Genomic DNA, 15,732 nt, shown 5'->3' with positions numbered 1-15,732 from the left:
GTTTGTTAAACATCAGGTGACTATTGATTCATATTAGAGTATTAGCTTCGGCTTTAATTATGCTATATATTCAAATGAAAAATATTTTTGCTGTTGCAACAGCTTTATCTCTAAATTACACGGTTAGTGCTCAGGAAATTGCAAAAGGTGTTGTTTTTGATGATATCAATAAAAATGGAATTCTTGATAAAAAAGAACGGGGTATACCAAATGTCTCTGTGAGTAATGGGGTAGAGGTCGTTCAAACTGATGCTCAGGGTCAATATAAATTGCCTGTTGATGAAGACAATATTATTTTTGTTATTAAACCTGCTGATTATGCACTACCGCTTAGTACAGCAAATCAACCACAATTTTATTATATACATAAACCTCAGGGAAGTCCCGAATTGACCTATAAGGGAGTTTCACCTACTGGAAAATTACCTAAGGATATCAATTTTGGTTTGACAGCTCAATCTGAATCAAGAGATTTTTCTGCGTTTGTATTTGGAGATCCACAAGCTTATGATATGACCGAAATGGATTATTTTAAAAGAGGAATTATAGATCGTATATCCAATAAAAATGCTGCTGTGTTTGGGATCAGCTTAGGAGATCTAGTTGGTAATGATTTGTCATTGCATCCGGCATATAAAAGTACAATTTCATTAATGGGTTTACCCTGGTTTAATGTAATTGGTAATCATGATTTAAATTTTGATACAAAAGATGATAGCTATTCGGATGAAGCTTTTGAAGCTTCTTTTGGTCCCGCAACTTATTCTTTTAATTATGGAAATGCTCACTTTTTAGTTCTTGATGATATTATTTATCCTAATCCTGATACAGGAAAAGGATATAAAGGAGGTTTGCGTAAAGATCAATTGGAGTTTATTGCCAATGATCTGAAGTTTGTGCCAAAAGATAAGTTAATTGTATTGGCTTTTCACATCCCGCTTGAACATGAAAATTCTGAGGTTTTTCGTACTGAAGATCGTGATCGATTATTTGATATTTTAAGTGAATTTCCCCACACACTTTCTTTATCGGCTCATACACATTTCCAGCAACAAAATTTCTTTGGCGCTAAGGATGGCTGGAAGCAATCAAAACCGCACCATGAATATAATGTAGGAACAACTTCTGGCGATTGGTACTCTGGAGAACTGGATGAAAATGGAATACCTGTATCGACCATGCGAGATGGTACCCCAAAAGGTTACGCTATTTTAAATATTAAAAATAATCAATATACATTTGATTATAAGGTGGTAGGGAAAGATGAGGCTTATCAAATTGCACTATCTGGACCATCAATTGTAGATCAAAAATATGTACAACGATACCCAGTTTATGCAAATTTTTTTATTGGAAAAGAAGGTGATCAAGTATTATATCGTATAAATGATAGTCAATGGAAAGAAATGGATCAGGTCAAAGAAGTTGATCCATCCTTTGATGATGCGGTTAAGCAGTATGACCTAGCAACCGATTATAAAGAGGGAAGAAGGCCTTCTGATGGTACTAATAGTTCTCACTTATGGAGATTGAAATTGCCAAAATTAAAGGCAGGAAAATATAAAATTGAAGTGAAAGCCACTGATTTATTTAACCGGATACATACAGCTGTAAAGGAAATTGAGGTTGTAAATAAAACAAAATAGTAAATAACCATATAAAACCGTGAAGCAACCTTTTTAAGGTTGCTTTTTTTATAAATAATGATGAAAGATTAAACTTTAGTTAAGGATTGCTTAATATGACAACTTTATATTTGTATCAGAGTAATTTTTGATTCATATAGTAAAGGGTTAATGTGGGGTCTGTTGGGAAACACACCCAGAAATTTAGTTTGTTTTTAAAAAGAAAGGTAATCTTGGAGAAGATTACCTTTTCTTTTTTTATTGTAAATGTGTATGATCTATTTTTATACTTAAGTTACGCAGATCATCAGATGCAGGACTTTCAAAAACTTCTAGTTTGAAGTATGTAATGACAGCAAATAAATGGTCAAATAAATCAGATCGGATACCTTCATAGATCTCAAAGCGGGTGTCATTTGAAAATACGTATATTTCTAATGGTACTCCATGTTCTGTCGGATCCATTTGACGTACCATACTGATCATATCCTTGTTTATGTTTGGATTCTGTCTAATATATGCTGTCGCATAAGCTCTAAACAGACCGATATTTGTCATTTTGCGTCCATTTACAGGCATGGATTGATCGGCTTGACTTCTATTGTTGTATTCGCTAATTTCTAACCTGCGTTGTTCAATAAAAGGTTTAAGAATTTGAATTCTCTCTAAATCTTTGATTTCTTCCTCAGTCATAAACCGAATAGTCGAAATCTTAATATTTATTGCCCTTTTTATTCTTCGCCCACCAGAGGTCTGCATACCTCTATAATTTTTAAAAGAATCAATCAATAAAGTATGCGTGGGTATCGTGGTGATCGTTTTGTCAAAATTTTGCACCTTCACATTATTTAGGTTGATTTCGATAACTGTTCCATCGGCATTATGTTTTGGCATTTCAATCCAGTCCCCCACCCGTATGGAGTCATTTGCAGAAACGGATATGCTTGCGACAAAGCCAAGGATGGTGTCTTTAAAAACCAACATTAAAATGGCAGAGGCAGCTCCTAGCGAGACCAAAAATGATAGCGGAGAAATACCTGTTAAGATAGAAAAAGTAATTGTTCCTCCAATACAGATTAAGACAATCTGTGAAACTTGCAAATAACTTTCCAATGGTTTGTCAGCAAAGCTTTTTCGAGTTTTTAGGATATCACGTAGTGTTTTTAATGCAGAATGCACAATGAGCATAATGTTTAAAACTAGCAAGATCTCTATCCCTTTATTAATCGCTTTTAACCAATTTGGAAATCCTAGAAATATGATTGGACTGATCTGCTGGGCAATGAAAAGTGGAATGAAGTGGCTGATGTATTTCAGCGTTTTATTTTTTATCAGATAATCATCTATTGAGTTTTTCGATTTTATTATAAAACGGGTTACAACAGAAAGGATTACCTTTCGGGCTATAAAGTCTATAATTAATAAAATTAGAATAACTAAAAATAGAAGAACGATGGAATTGATGGTATGTGCCCATTCACTATTGAAACCTGCCTGTAAAAGTTTGTGATAGGACCAATCGTAAAATTTTGATTGAGATTGTTTATTTATTTCTTCTAAATAGTCTGTAGTAGATAACTGCATCTACAAATATAAAAAAAGCCATTCGACAGAATGGCTTTTTTTATTATTTAGCGCCTAAAGGCATGTTTTTATCGTGTTTATGTTTGAAAAGAATAGCAAAAAGAACTGCTAAAACCAAAGTATAAAGCGAAAATGTTAACCAGATATGATGCCAGTCTTTAAGTATCAAATTTGTATCGAATAAACCATTTTCACTAATGGAGAGTCCTCTTTCTTTAACAAAATTGACTAATTTACTATTATTTACATCTGTATCTAAAAATGACGCGAGCTGTTTTACATTAGTAAATGAAATGGAGAAATATTTATCGATGATCCATCCTGAAACTAAACTGCCAAATACTGCACCAAAACCATTGGTCATCATCATAAATAGGCCCTGAGCTGAACTTCTTATTTGTGAACTAGTGGATGTTTCTACAAATAAGGAGCCTGAAATATTAAAGAAATCAAAAGCCATACCATATACGATACATGATAATATAATCATCCATAAACCAGAAGATGGATCGCCATAAGCAAATAGACCAAAACGCAATACCCAAGCAAACATGGATATCAGCATAACTTTTTTAATTCCAAATCGTTTTAAGAAAAATGGTATGGCAAGAATAAATAGTGTCTCAGATATCTGTGAAATTGACATGATGATCGTTGAGTATTTGATTACAAACGAATTTGTATATTTAGGAAAGAATTTAAACTCATCTAAAAATACATCTCCATATGCATTTGTCAACTGAAGTGCAGCCCCTAAAAACATAGAAAAGATAAAAAACAAAGCCATCTTATAATTTCCAAATAATTTGAAAGCTTCCAGACCTAGTGTACGTACCAGAGATGATTGCTCGCTTTTGATATTTCTAGGTGGACATTTAGGAATAGAAAAAGAAAACAATCCTAAACCTACTGCAGAGGCTCCGGCAATATAAAATTGCATACCTGTTGCTTTACTGCCTGTCAAGTTAACAATCCACATGGCTGCAATAAAACCAATAGTTCCCCACACACGGATTGGGGGGAAAGCCTTTACCAAGTCATATTTCCCTTGAGTGAGCACAGTATATGCGATGGAATTTGATAGGGCAAGGGTTGGCATGTAGAAACACATGGCAAGGAGCATCGCATAGAAAAAAGTAACAGGATCATTTATTTGTGGTAGATAAAAGAGTACCGCCGCATATAAAAGATGTAATACCAAATACAGTTTTTCAGCGTTAACCCATCTGTCTGCGATAATTCCCATTAAAGTAGGCATAAACAAAGAGGCAAAACCCATTGTTGCAAATATAGCTCCAAACTGGGTACCGTCCCATTGCTTAGTACCAAACCAGTAATTTGCTATTGTAATTAACCACGCTCCCCACACAAAAAATTGGAGGAAGTTCATAATGGTCAACCTTAATTTAATAGACATAAGTAATATAGAGTTGAGTTTGTTTTTCTGTCGATGATTGTGACCTTATTTTCTACGTGATATCTCATCACGGATTAATGCAGCCTGCTCATAGTTTTCATCATGAAGGGATTGTTCGAGAACCGTTTTTAATTGTTCATCAGTAAGACTTGAGAAAGGATTTTGAATTTTTGACGTTTCTTCTTTGACATCATCTTCAACGATTTCAGCATTTACTGCATTTTCGAGGTTTTCAAGAAAGGCAAACTCGTTGCCTTCGATAACGATGCCGGCAGATGATAAGATGAAGTCGTAAGCATAAATGGGTGTTCCAAAACGTACAGCCAGTGCAACAGCATCTGAAGTTCGGGCATCGATTTCTACAGTTTTCTCTCCATCTGAACAGATGATTTTAGAATAAAAAATGCCTTCTATTAAATTATAGATAAGGACTTCCTGTATATTAATTTGAAAAGCTTTTGCAAAATTCTGAAATAAATCATGTGTTAGAGGACGACTTGGAACCATCTTTTCTATTCTAATCGCAATAGCTTGAGCTTCGTGACTCCCTATTATAATGGGAAGACGGCGATTACCTCCAGACTCACCAAGTACCAATGCATATGCACCTGATTGTGTCTGACTGTAGGATAGTCCAATAATGTCTAACTTGATTTTCTTCATTATGATACCTTTACGGTTTACAAATTTAGATAAATTTGCTTAGATAAGCAATATAATCAGGGAGATATAAAGGTAATTTTATTCATGAATACCTATTTTAAATGGCTTACAAGATTATGCTCTGGTAATCACTATATGCTCTGTAATAGGATGTTTCAAAGTAGAAAATGAAAAAATAATTTGGAATAAAAAAAACTCCATTAACAAATAAATTGCTAATGGAGTTTTTTATTCAGGGCCTTTATATTCCTTTATAAGCTTTTAAAGCTGTGATTAATTTAGGAATGACGTCAAATGCGTCTCCGACAATTCCATAATCTGCTACTTTGAAAAACGGAGCTTCAGGATCTTTGTTGATCACAACAATTGTTTTTGAAGCACTAACCCCTGCTAAATGTTGTATCGCTCCTGAAATACCAATTGCAATATATAAATTGGGACTTACCGCTATTCCCGTTTGTCCAACGTGCTCTGAATGCGGTCTCCATCCCGCGTCAGAAACCGGTTTTGAACACGCTGTAGCCGCACCAAGTACATGAGCTAGTTCTTCAATCATACCCCAGTTCTCTGGACCTTTTAATCCTCTACCCGCGGAAACAACAATTTCTGCCTCAGGTAATGAAATTTTATCTGTTGCTCTAATGATATCCTTAACGATCGTACTAAAATCTGAAGTATCTATACTCGGAGAGTAGGGTTCAATAGTTACTGTTCCTTCGGCCTCTTTTACTTCAAATGAATTGGGATTGACAGCAATTACTTTAACAGCCGAAGTTAAAGCGACATAAGCAAAGGCCTTGCCTGAAAAAGCTCCAGTTTTGACTTGTAGAGTTTCTCCATTTACAGTAGGTAATTCAATAGCTCCGTCTGCTAAACCAGCTTCTAATTTCGCAGCAACCCGCGGGGCTAACCCCTTTCCAGAAAAAGAATTTGACAATACAACTATTGATGCGCTTGATGATTTTGCTGCATCAACGATGATAGCGGCGTAAGCCTGGTTTACAAATGACTTTAATTGTTCTGTATTGACATTTAATACCTTACTTGCGCCATATTTACCCAAAATACTTAATTGCGATTCTTCAACATTACCGATTGATAATGCAATAACTTCAGTTCCCGATTGTTCTGCAATAGCTTTAGCATAAGAAACAACCTCAAATGCCGATTTCTTGAACTTACCGTCTGTATTTTCTACATATACTAATATTGACATATTCTTTACGATTAGAGTTGATTAAATAACTTTTGCTTTTTCATGCAGAAGAGAAACTAATTTTTCGACATCTCCAGCATCAACCAAAGTGACAGCACCGCGCGGAGCTGGAGTTTCAAATTTGACAATATGCGACAACTGAGCTACTTCAATAGGTTCGATTACATCTAATGACTTTGTTCTAGCGGTCATAATACCTCTCATATTCGGTATTTTTGTTTCTGCTACCCCTTCAGCTGTACCAATGACAGCTGGTAGATTTAAAGTTAGAACTTCTTTGCCACCTTCGATTTCTCGTTCTACAGTTGCGCTATTGCCGTCAATATCTAGTTTTTTACTGATAGAAACGGAAGGAATATTTAGGATCGTAGCTACGAGAGCTCCTACTTGAGTTCCATTATAATCAATGGATTCTCTACCGGTTAATATAAGATCAAAGCTGTTGTCTTTTGCATAATGAGCAATCTGATTGGCAACAAACCAAGCATCTCTTGGTAAGGCATTTACTCGTATTGCATTATCTGCACCAGTCGCTAGCGCTTTTCGGATAGTAGCCTCAGTACTTGCATCCCCAACTGTAATAACAGTTACGGTGCCTTTACCGCCTTCAGCCAAATCTATTGCTTTTGATAAAGCAATTTCATCGTAAGGATTCACTATGTATTGCACACCAGCATTATTAAAAGCGGTGTTGTCATTGGTGAATGTAATCTTGGAAGTAGTGTCAGGGACATTACTTATACACACTAATATTTTCATAATTTATTACCGTTTTATACAAACCTAATATAATTTACTTTAAATGTAAAGATAATTTGGGAGAGTACCATACTGTCTGCAATGGAATGTTGAGTTATGTTTTTGTTAAAATAAAGGTATGTAAATTATTTTATTGATAATTTATGGTCTTTAAATAGATTTTTATTTATTAAATGTGTATTTTTTATTATAGGTTGATTAAATTTTATACAGTTTATGATTCGTCAATGGTTTGTCATTTTTGTATGCTAGCATAGTAATTTGTTGTCGAAATGAGCTTTTTAGCTTCTTTGATTATTTGTAGCTTTACCGGTATAAAATTAAAAGCTATACATAATGTCAGACCGTTTAGAACAATTGAAGGAGTTTTTGAAAGATTCTCCACAAGATCCTTTTTTGAAATATGCTTTGGCTACCGAATATTTAAAATTAGGAAATCAAGATGAGGCGCTTAAGGGGTATACTGATCTGATAAGTGATCATGCCGATTATGTTGGAACTTATTACCACTTGGGGAAACTTTATGAGAAAATGAATCGTGTAGAAGATGCACGAGATATTTATAAAAAAGGTATGGTCATAACACAACAAAAACGCAATATGCATGCGTTAAGTGAATTGCGCGGAGCATTAAGTTTACTGGACGGAGATGATGAAGATGAATATTAACATTTTTTTAACATTTTAATCTTGCTTTTTGGTACTTAATTTGTCTATATCTCTGTGGAGATTTGAGAAAGAGTTTTAAAGAAGATGAAAAGGCTATTTATTATATTATGCTGTATCTTATTTGTTTTTGTTGCATGTGATAACCAACGTAAAGGTGCTGAAGCAGTTAAAGACAAACAAGATCACCAAAGCGCTACTCTATATGAATTGAGCGGAGCATACAGCGGAGTAATGCCTTGTGCAGATTGTGACGGGATCGAAACTGTTTTAAAGTTAAACCAAAATTTTTCCTATAGTTATACCTCAAAATATCTTAATAAAAGTGATGAAGTATTTGTCAAAGATGGAAAGTGGAAATTTGAAAATAATGTGATCACACTTGAAGGAGTGGATTATAAATTCAAACTGGGTGAAAAGGCAAAACTTTGGCAATTGGATTTATCAGGTAATGAAATCGTCGGAGAATTGGCAGAGAATTATAAGTTAGAAAAACTAACACAATAGTCATTTTAATAAAATCACATTAACAAAAAAAGACCTTCAAATTTTGAAGGTCTTTTTAGTTTTTTTCTATTTGCAGATCTCTTTGAGGTGATTAACAACGAAGTCTACTTCTTCTTTTGTATTGTTTCTACAGAAAGAAAAACGTACTGAAGGTCTTGTGCCGTCCGCCCTTATAGCTCCTAGTACATGTGATCCGATATCGGTTCCAGAACTACAGGCACTTCCACCCGAACAGGAAATACCAGCAATATCTAGATTGAATAATAACATATCTGCCATATCCGTACATGGAAATGATACGTTTAAAACAGTGTAAAGTGCTTTATTTGGTTCAGTGACACCATTAAATTTAATATCTGGAATTGCTATCTGCAATTGTTCAATCATATAAGATTTTAACCCCTGTATGTAAGCACTATGTTCTTCCATATGTTCGTAGCTCAGTTCTAAGGCTTTTGCTAGTCCTGCGATACCATATACATTTTCAGTTCCACCACGCATATTACGTTCTTGTGCACCACCATAAATCATGGGTTTGATTTTCGTATTTGCATTAATGTATAGAAAACCAACTCCTTTCGGTCCATGGAATTTATGTCCAGCTCCCGTTATAAAATCAATTTTTAGCTTACTTAGATCATGTGGATAGTGACCCATAGTTTGGACAGTATCAGAATGAAAGATTGCTTTATACTTTTGACATATTTCTGATATTTTTTCAATATCATTTAAATTTCCAAGTTCATTGTTACCATGCATAATGGAAACGAAAGTTCTAGGGTTTTTTGAGAGTAAGTCTTCTAATTGATTTAAATCAATATTACCAGTGGAATCTACATGCAGTAAGTCGAGATGAACTTTTCCTGATTTTTCCAATTCTTCTAATGTATGAAGCACAGCATGGTGTTCTATTGGTGTAGTGATCGCATGTGTAATTCCAAAATCTACAATAGAACGTACAATTGCCATGTTATCAGCTTCTGTACCACCAGAGGTAAAGAAAATTTCAGATGGAGAAGTATGTAAGATTTGCGCAATGGATTTACGCGCCTTTTCAACAATTGTTTTTACTTGTCGTCCATGTGAATGAATAGAAGAAGGGTTTCCAAAATTATTTTCCATGGTGTCTATCATGACACGAATGACTTCTGGATCTAGCGCTGTAGTTGCAGCATTATCAAAATATACTTGCATAATGGACAAAATTAAGTAAAAGTAAGTTTACTTATTTAATGGTATTGAGATTATTTAATAAAATTGCTTGTTTTTGATTTTTTAAAAAAGGTCAGTGTGGCAAGCAAAGCCCCCAAAAGACCTAGATAAGCGAGGATATCACCATTTTTTGTGTAAATAGTCAATTCCTCACTGAGGTTGATTTCTTGTGTTAGGGCTGCAGGTACCCACCAATCTGTTTTTTGAATGATGTCTCCGCGCTGGTTGATAAAGCCCGATATTCCCGTATTCGCAGAGCGGGCTACCCATCTTCGATTTTCAATGGCTCTTAACTTTGCGTAATCTAAATGCTGATCTTTACCAGAAGTATTTCCCCACCAACCATCATTTGTAATGATGGCAATAAATTGGGCCCCTTGTTGGATATATTGTGCAACATAATTCCCCCAGATAGACTCATAACAGATGACGGGAGCTGCACCGATACCACTTTGTGAATAAAATACCGATGGTTTATCCTGTTTTCCATATCCTCCGGTCGTTCCGCCAAATGCACTAAATAAAGGCTTTAAGAAATTAATAGCAGTGCCAAATGGCATTTGCTCAACACCGGGAACTAGTTTCGATTTATGATAAAATTGTAGTTTGGAAGACACGTCAACTAAAGTTGCCGCATTGAAATTGTCTTTATATAAGTTTGGTCCTACTTCTCTAGCAGTACTTGTTCTTTTATCGTTATATAATCTATAACTCTCTATCCCAGATAGTACGTTGCCATTTTTATAGTCATTTAGAAAATTAATAAGCGAATCAAATGTACTTGTAATTCTAAAATCTTCTTCATCGAAATCACCTCTTTGTGACAATGCTGTTTCTGGCCATATAAAAAACTCCGTATTCGGCTTGGCAACAGATTTTGATAGTTGCATCAAAGTTTGCAATTGTTCTTCAGGGCTGATATGACCAAATTTTCCAAATGGGTCAATATTAGGTTGGACAGTTACAATCTGAGAAGGGTTAATATGCTCCTCGTACGTCATATAGCGAATGACTGAATATGAAGAGGGGATAAGCAACGTAAGGACTAACACAATAGTAATCCTACGAGGTTTTGCTACAATATTCATTTCTTTCTTGTTTAAATAAAGTAAGAAAATTAAAATATTGCTTAACCATATCCACATTGTACCACCATATACTCCAGTAAACTCATACCATTGAATTAATTGATGAAAATTTGAGAACCCATTACCTAAAGTCATCCAGGGAAATGCTAGATCCCAGGATTGATGTAAATATTCATAAGATATCCAGAAGGCCATTAATCCAAACAGGGAAAGAATAATGGATGTTTTTTTCCGCATTTGATAGTATAGTCGAAATGCAAGTGCCATTAATAATGATCCTAATAAAAAAGGAATGAGTGAAATAAAAATGGCAATATACCAGGGCATTACTGCAGATATAGAATTGTATACCCAATAAATAGAGGCCGTATTCCATAGCACTGCCGTTAATCCTGCTGTAAAAAAAATCTTTTTACCTTTTTTAATATAGGTTTGATTACGGATGATATTTTCAACTGCGATTAAGAGCGGGAGAAAGGCAATTAATAAGATCGGACTACTGTAAGGTACAGGTGGCCATCCTAACCATAATAAAAAGGCACTTAAAAGTGCCAGTAAATATTGATTTCTCACGATTAAATTTGAGATAAGATTTCGTTTTTCTTGTTTTCGTACTCTGCCTGTGTAATCAACTGTTTGTCAAAGAGGTTTTTTAATTTTCTTAATTTGAGTGTTATCTCATCATCTTCTTCAACTACAGCAGGTGCAGTTACCTCAATAATCGGAGGGACTGTAGTTTCGGGTACAATAGTTTCATTGACCTCTTCCACTATAGGCAAGGACGGTATGTTTTTAGAGGTAGGCTCTTCCTCTATTATAGGTTGATGAATTTCAAATGAGGGAGCTGTCTGTTTAGGAGCGGTTACAATAAATTTTTCTCTCTCCTGCTCGATTTCTTTTAATTTAGATGTTTCTAAAGCTCCTTTGATTAGCTGGTATAATTTACGTGCCTGTACTTTAGGGATGTAATCAATACTTAAATTTTCCCCTGTACTAGGGATTACGGTTACTTTAGAACCAAAAATCTCTTCTTTGAAAGCTATATCTTTAATATCTTTCCAACTGAAAATTTCAAAATCTGTTGCTAAGCCCAGCTTTGTAAATTCACACATGAAAATACGTTTGTTACTAATCGTTATACTGTCGGGAAGAATGGTAACGGCCGGTTTTTTCTGTACGGCGATATAATCAATTCGCTCTCCCTCTGTCATCATATCTTGCAATTTGACAACTAACTTTTCTACAATTTTTATGTCTTGGCCATCAATGGCAAAAAGTTCAAAGTTCATGTTAAATCTATTTTAAATAAATGAAGGCTAAACTTATTCTAAACCTCCCACACAAAATACAAATTCTCCTTTAATAGGATTGTTTTCAAAATGTAATTTTAAATCAGTTAAAGTACCTCTTACATTTTCTTCATACAGTTTACTTAATTCTCGTGATATCGAAGCTTGTCTTTCTGCTCCAAAAACTTGAATAAACTCATCAATTGTTTTAAGGATACGATGTGGTGATTCGTAAAATATCATCGTTCGTTTTTCTTCAGCCAAAAATTTCATACGGGTTTGACGTCCTTTTTTCACAGGTAGAAATCCTTCGAAACAAAAACGGTCATTTGGAAGTCCTGAATTAACCAAGGCAGGAACAAAAGCGGTTGCACCAGGTAAACATTGTACTTCAAGCCCCTCTTTAATTGCCTCTCGTACTAATAAAAAACCGGGGTCAGAGATAGCAGGAGTACCGGCATCTGAAATTAAGGCAATGGTCTGACCTTCTTTCAGAAATCTAATGATTTCTGAAATCGCTTTATGTTCATTGTGCTGATGATGCGCAAATACTTTTTTTTCGATTCCAAAATGTTTCAAAAGGGGGGCACTTGTGCGTGTATCTTCGGCAAGAATAACATCTGCTTCTTTTAACACACGTATAGCGCGAAAAGTCATGTCTTCTAAATTGCCAATTGGCGTAGGAACTAAATAAAGCATTTACAAAGGTAAGTTTTTTTTAATAATTGTAATTAAGGCTTTGACTTGCATTTTTTTAATAGCATGTGCTATTTTATTTATAGCAGTATTAAGCTCACTTCATTGTATAGAATCCTAATATGAAATGAGCTTTTTAAATTTATTTTGCTAAAATATTTTCAATTTGCTGTAATTCTTCTCTTGAAAATTGCTGGTTCTTTACCGCATTGACGGCGTCTTGAATCTGTGATACTTTACTTGCTCCAATTAAAACTGATGTCACTTGAGGTTTCTGTAATAACCACGATACCGCCATTTGTGCCAATTTTTGATTTCGTTGCAGTGCTATTTCATTTAAAGCTTTTATTTTTTCGATTTTATCTGAAGTGATATCACTTTCATGAAGTGAAATACTTCCAGAAGCTGCTCGTGAATCTTGCGGAATACCATGTAAATATTTATCAGTAAGTAAACCTTGGGCTAAGGGTGAGAAAGGAATACAACCAACTTGCTCCTCTGTAAGTAAATCCAATAGGCTTTCTTCGACCCAACGCTCAAACATAGAAAACTTAGGTTGGTGGATGAGACAAGGCGTGCCCATTTGTTTTAAAAGATCTATCGCACGTTTTGCTTCAGGTGTTTTATAGTTCGATATCCCGACATATAAAGCCTTTCCTTGTTGGACCAATAAGTTTAAAGTAGCCATTGTTTCTTCCAGTGGTGTTTCTGGGTCCGGTCTATGGTGATAAAAAATATCTACATAATCCAGGTGCATTCTTTTTAAACTTTTGTCTAAGCTAGAGACTAGGTATTTTTTCGAACCCCAATCGCCATAAGGGCCATCCCACATCGTATAACCAGCTTTGGAAGAGATAATCATTTCATCGCGAAGTCCTTTAAAGTCTGTTTGTAATATTTTTCCGAAATTTTCTTCTGCCGAACCAGGAGGCGGCCCATAGTTGTTCGCAAGGTCAAAATGAGTGATACCCGAATCGAATGCTGTCTGTATTAACTTACGACTGTTCTCAAAATCATTGACATGACCAAAATTTTGCCATAAGCCCAATGAAATTGCTGACAATTTAATTCCGGAATTACCCGAACGGCGGTATTCCATTTCTTGATATCGATTATTCGCAGGTGTATAGTGCATCTGTTATTATGCTTTATGAGTTTATTTAAAGGCAATTTACAAGTAATCTTACACATATAAAGATCTTGATGTAAAATTGATTTTAATTTTCATTCGGACTTATTAATTGAACTTCACCTATTATATTTCTTCTCTATAATAATTCGTGATGGAAGAGTTGGATATCGATTCGTGTATAACAATCATGAGTGCCAAATAGAAAGGACGGGAACGAACAATTTTGTTTAATAAATGACAGAATAAAAATTGTAAATAAAACAAATTTATCTAAGTTTGTTTCTTTAAAAATACATACAATTATGTTGCAATTGAATTATATCCGTGAAAACAGGGATAAGGTAATCGAAAGATTAGGTGTCAAAAATTTCAAGGAAATTGGATTAGTAGATGAAATCATCACTTTGGATGAACAACGTCGTAAAATTCAATCCGAGTCAGATGCCCTTTCAGCAGAAGCAAATTCATCCGCAAAACAAATCGGAGAATTAATGCGTCAAGGTAAAAAAGAAGAAGCTGAAGCCGTAAAATCCCAATCCTCCGGATATAAAGAACAGATCAAAAGTTTGACAGATCATTTAGATCGTGTTGAACAGGATTTAAATGCAAAGATTGTCCAACTTCCCAATCTTCCACATACTACCGTTCCTGCAGGTGTATCAGCAGATGATAATGAAGTTGTGTTAGAAAACGGAACTATCCCTACATTGGCCGATGATGCGGTTAGTCACTGGGATCTGTTAACTAAATACGGTATCGTAGATTTGGAGTTAGGTGTAAAGGTAACAGGAGCAGGTTTCCCTGTCTATAAAGGAAAAGGAGCTCGCTTGCAACGTGCATTGATCAACTTCTTTTTAGATGAAGCTGCAAAAGTGGGGTATGAAGAAGTACAGGTGCCAATTATGGTTAATGAGGCATCTGCATTTGCTACTGGTCAGTTACCTGATAAGGAAGGCCAGATGTATCATGTAACACACGATGATCTATACCTGATACCAACAGCGGAAGTTCCCGTTACTAATATCTATCGCGATGTTATCGTAAAAGAAGAACAATTCCCTATTAGACATTGTGCGTATACACCATGTTTCCGTCGCGAAGCGGGATCGTATGGTGCGCATGTTCGTGGTTTAAATCGTTTACATCAATTTGATAAAGTGGAAACAGTACAAATCGTTCATCCTGATCGTTCTTATGATGCATTGGAAGAAATGAATACATATGTGCAGGGACTGTTACAAAAACTTGAATTACCTTATCGTGTATTGCGTCTCTGCGGTGGTGACATGAGCTTTACAGCCGCGTTGACTTATGATCTGGAAGTATACAGCGCCGCTCAAAAACGTTGGTTAGAAGTGTCATCAGTTTCAAATTTCGAAACGTATCAATCTAACCGTCTGAAGGTGAGGTTTAAAAACCAAGATGGTAAAATGCAATTGGCTCATACATTAAATGGATCTGCATTAGCTTTACCACGTATAGTAGCTTCTTTATTGGAGAATAATCAAACAGATAAGGGCATAAAAATACCTAAGGTATTGGTTCCCTATACAGGATTTGAATATATTGATTGATATTAATTTAATATAAATTAAAAGGGTTGTAATTTTTTACAACCCTTTTTTTATGTTAAAATTTTGTTAAATCTAATGATTACCGTATTTAATTCTGTGTAATGGGTAATTATGAAAATTTAATTTATATCAGTACTGCTTGCATTATTCGTAATATAGAAGCTTCATATTTACATTAGTTATGAAAAAAAAACTTTTTTGTTAAAATACTTGTAATAACAACTTTGTCTATATATATTTGCTTCCCGCTTTCAAGATGTAATGTCTGTGAAGGCTTACTACCACATTATTCATCGTAAATTTT

Annotated in this window: 14 protein-coding genes; 4 read left to right on the top strand and 10 right to left on the bottom strand. The window is 34.9% G+C overall.

The genetic code is table 11. The features are described 5' to 3' along the window. The first annotated feature begins 74 nt into the window (after positions 1 to 74). The gene (locus tag WH188_RS21210; protein ID WP_207898696.1) at positions 75 to 1,646 is read left to right on the top strand and encodes a calcineurin-like phosphoesterase C-terminal domain-containing protein; all 1,572 of its coding nucleotides are present in this window, start codon (positions 75 to 77) and stop codon (positions 1,644 to 1,646) included. A gap of 237 nt (positions 1,647 to 1,883) precedes the next feature. Here the strand turns inward: WH188_RS21210 and WH188_RS21205 are convergent, their stop codons facing one another. The 5 genes from WH188_RS21205 to WH188_RS21185 all read right to left on the bottom strand — a co-directional run bounded on the left by WH188_RS21205 (position 1,884) and on the right by WH188_RS21185 (position 7,264). Next, the gene (locus WH188_RS21205; RefSeq protein WP_132772163.1) at positions 1,884 to 3,209 is read right to left on the bottom strand and encodes a mechanosensitive ion channel family protein; all 1,326 of its coding nucleotides are present in this window, start codon (positions 3,207 to 3,209) and stop codon (positions 1,884 to 1,886) included. Between the two features lie 43 nt (positions 3,210 to 3,252). Further along, positions 3,253 to 4,626, bottom strand: coding sequence for a nucleoside permease (locus tag WH188_RS21200; RefSeq protein WP_031287965.1), 1,374 nt, complete (start codon positions 4,624 to 4,626; stop codon positions 3,253 to 3,255). A 45-nt stretch (positions 4,627 to 4,671) separates the two neighbouring features. Continuing rightward, a complete protein-coding gene (locus tag WH188_RS21195) occupies positions 4,672 to 5,289 on the bottom strand; it encodes a bifunctional nuclease family protein (RefSeq protein ID WP_021189451.1) in 618 nt (205 codons plus the stop codon). 241 nt (positions 5,290 to 5,530) lie between these two features. Then, positions 5,531 to 6,505, bottom strand: coding sequence for an electron transfer flavoprotein subunit alpha/FixB family protein (locus tag WH188_RS21190; RefSeq protein ID WP_339424630.1), 975 nt, complete (start codon positions 6,503 to 6,505; stop codon positions 5,531 to 5,533). A 21-nt stretch (positions 6,506 to 6,526) separates the two neighbouring features. Next, positions 6,527 to 7,264, bottom strand: a complete 738-nt coding sequence (locus tag WH188_RS21185) for an electron transfer flavoprotein subunit beta/FixA family protein (RefSeq protein ID WP_168128380.1) — start codon at positions 7,262 to 7,264, stop codon at positions 6,527 to 6,529. Positions 7,265 to 7,600: 336 nt separating this feature from the next. Between WH188_RS21185 and WH188_RS21180 the strand changes: the two genes are divergently transcribed. Together WH188_RS21180 and WH188_RS21175 are read left to right on the top strand one after the other, a co-directional pair. Further along, positions 7,601 to 7,933, top strand: a complete 333-nt coding sequence (locus tag WH188_RS21180; protein ID WP_132772167.1) for a tetratricopeptide repeat protein — start codon at positions 7,601 to 7,603, stop codon at positions 7,931 to 7,933. A gap of 84 nt (positions 7,934 to 8,017) precedes the next feature. Beyond that, positions 8,018 to 8,437: a copper resistance protein NlpE gene (locus WH188_RS21175; protein ID WP_021189447.1), complete on the top strand. Its 420-nt coding sequence runs from the start codon at positions 8,018 to 8,020 to the stop codon at positions 8,435 to 8,437. A gap of 66 nt (positions 8,438 to 8,503) precedes the next feature. On the opposite strand, the gene WH188_RS21170 is transcribed toward WH188_RS21175, so the two are convergent. The 5 genes from WH188_RS21170 to WH188_RS21150 all read right to left on the bottom strand — a co-directional run bounded on the left by WH188_RS21170 (position 8,504) and on the right by WH188_RS21150 (position 13,857). After that, positions 8,504 to 9,631, bottom strand: coding sequence for a cysteine desulfurase family protein (locus tag WH188_RS21170; protein WP_168128381.1), 1,128 nt, complete (start codon positions 9,629 to 9,631; stop codon positions 8,504 to 8,506). Between the two features lie 50 nt (positions 9,632 to 9,681). After that, positions 9,682 to 11,310 carry an apolipoprotein N-acyltransferase gene (gene lnt / locus WH188_RS21165; protein WP_168128382.1) on the bottom strand — a complete coding sequence of 543 codons (1,629 nt, stop codon included), beginning with the start codon at positions 11,308 to 11,310 and terminating at the stop codon, positions 9,682 to 9,684. Positions 11,311 to 11,312: 2 nt separating this feature from the next. Further along, complete coding sequence (locus WH188_RS21160; protein ID WP_132772170.1) at positions 11,313 to 12,026, bottom strand: PH domain-containing protein; 714 nt, start codon at positions 12,024 to 12,026, stop codon at positions 11,313 to 11,315. Positions 12,027 to 12,059: 33 nt separating this feature from the next. After that, positions 12,060 to 12,725 (bottom strand): 16S rRNA (cytidine(1402)-2'-O)-methyltransferase, encoded by a 666-nt coding sequence (rsmI, locus tag WH188_RS21155; protein WP_132772171.1) that lies wholly within the window; start codon positions 12,723 to 12,725, stop codon positions 12,060 to 12,062. Positions 12,726 to 12,864: 139 nt separating this feature from the next. Then, the gene (locus WH188_RS21150) at positions 12,865 to 13,857 is read right to left on the bottom strand and encodes an aldo/keto reductase (RefSeq protein ID WP_132772172.1); all 993 of its coding nucleotides are present in this window, start codon (positions 13,855 to 13,857) and stop codon (positions 12,865 to 12,867) included. 299 nt (positions 13,858 to 14,156) lie between these two features. On the opposite strand from WH188_RS21150, the gene serS reads away from it, so the two are divergent. After that, positions 14,157 to 15,428, top strand: coding sequence for a serine--tRNA ligase (gene serS / locus WH188_RS21145; RefSeq protein WP_132772173.1), 1,272 nt, complete (start codon positions 14,157 to 14,159; stop codon positions 15,426 to 15,428). Positions 15,429 to 15,732 lie beyond the last annotated feature (304 nt).

The organism is Sphingobacterium sp. MYb388, assembly GCF_037479535.1.
Classification (GTDB): Bacteria; Bacteroidota; Bacteroidia; order Sphingobacteriales; family Sphingobacteriaceae; genus Sphingobacterium; species Sphingobacterium anhuiense.
Note: the sequence above shows the minus strand (reverse complement) of the source record. Positions and strands in the feature narration are given on the sequence as shown.

Bases quoted from the DNA above. Each gene is read 5' to 3' on its own strand.
- WH188_RS21210 (WP_207898696.1), top strand. From the start codon at position 75: ATGAAAAATATTTTTGCTGTTGCAACAGCTTTATCTCTAAATTACACG.
- WH188_RS21205 (WP_132772163.1), bottom strand. From the start codon at position 3,209: ATGCAGTTATCTACTACAGACTATTTAGAAGAAATAAATAAACAATCT.
- WH188_RS21200 (WP_031287965.1), bottom strand. From the start codon at position 4,626: ATGTCTATTAAATTAAGGTTGACCATTATGAACTTCCTCCAATTTTTT.
- WH188_RS21195 (WP_021189451.1), bottom strand. From the start codon at position 5,289: ATGAAGAAAATCAAGTTAGACATTATTGGACTATCCTACAGTCAGACA.
- WH188_RS21190 (WP_339424630.1), bottom strand. From the start codon at position 6,505: ATGTCAATATTAGTATATGTAGAAAATACAGACGGTAAGTTCAAGAAA.
- WH188_RS21185 (WP_168128380.1), bottom strand. From the start codon at position 7,264: ATGAAAATATTAGTGTGTATAAGTAATGTCCCTGACACTACTTCCAAG.
- WH188_RS21180 (WP_132772167.1), top strand. From the start codon at position 7,601: ATGTCAGACCGTTTAGAACAATTGAAGGAGTTTTTGAAAGATTCTCCA.
- WH188_RS21175 (WP_021189447.1), top strand. From the start codon at position 8,018: ATGAAAAGGCTATTTATTATATTATGCTGTATCTTATTTGTTTTTGTT.
- WH188_RS21170 (WP_168128381.1), bottom strand. From the start codon at position 9,631: ATGCAAGTATATTTTGATAATGCTGCAACTACAGCGCTAGATCCAGAA.
- WH188_RS21160 (WP_132772170.1), bottom strand. From the start codon at position 12,026: ATGAACTTTGAACTTTTTGCCATTGATGGCCAAGACATAAAAATTGTA.
- rsmI (WP_132772171.1), bottom strand. From the start codon at position 12,725: ATGCTTTATTTAGTTCCTACGCCAATTGGCAATTTAGAAGACATGACT.
- WH188_RS21150 (WP_132772172.1), bottom strand. From the start codon at position 13,857: ATGCACTATACACCTGCGAATAATCGATATCAAGAAATGGAATACCGC.
- serS (WP_132772173.1), top strand. From the start codon at position 14,157: ATGTTGCAATTGAATTATATCCGTGAAAACAGGGATAAGGTAATCGAA.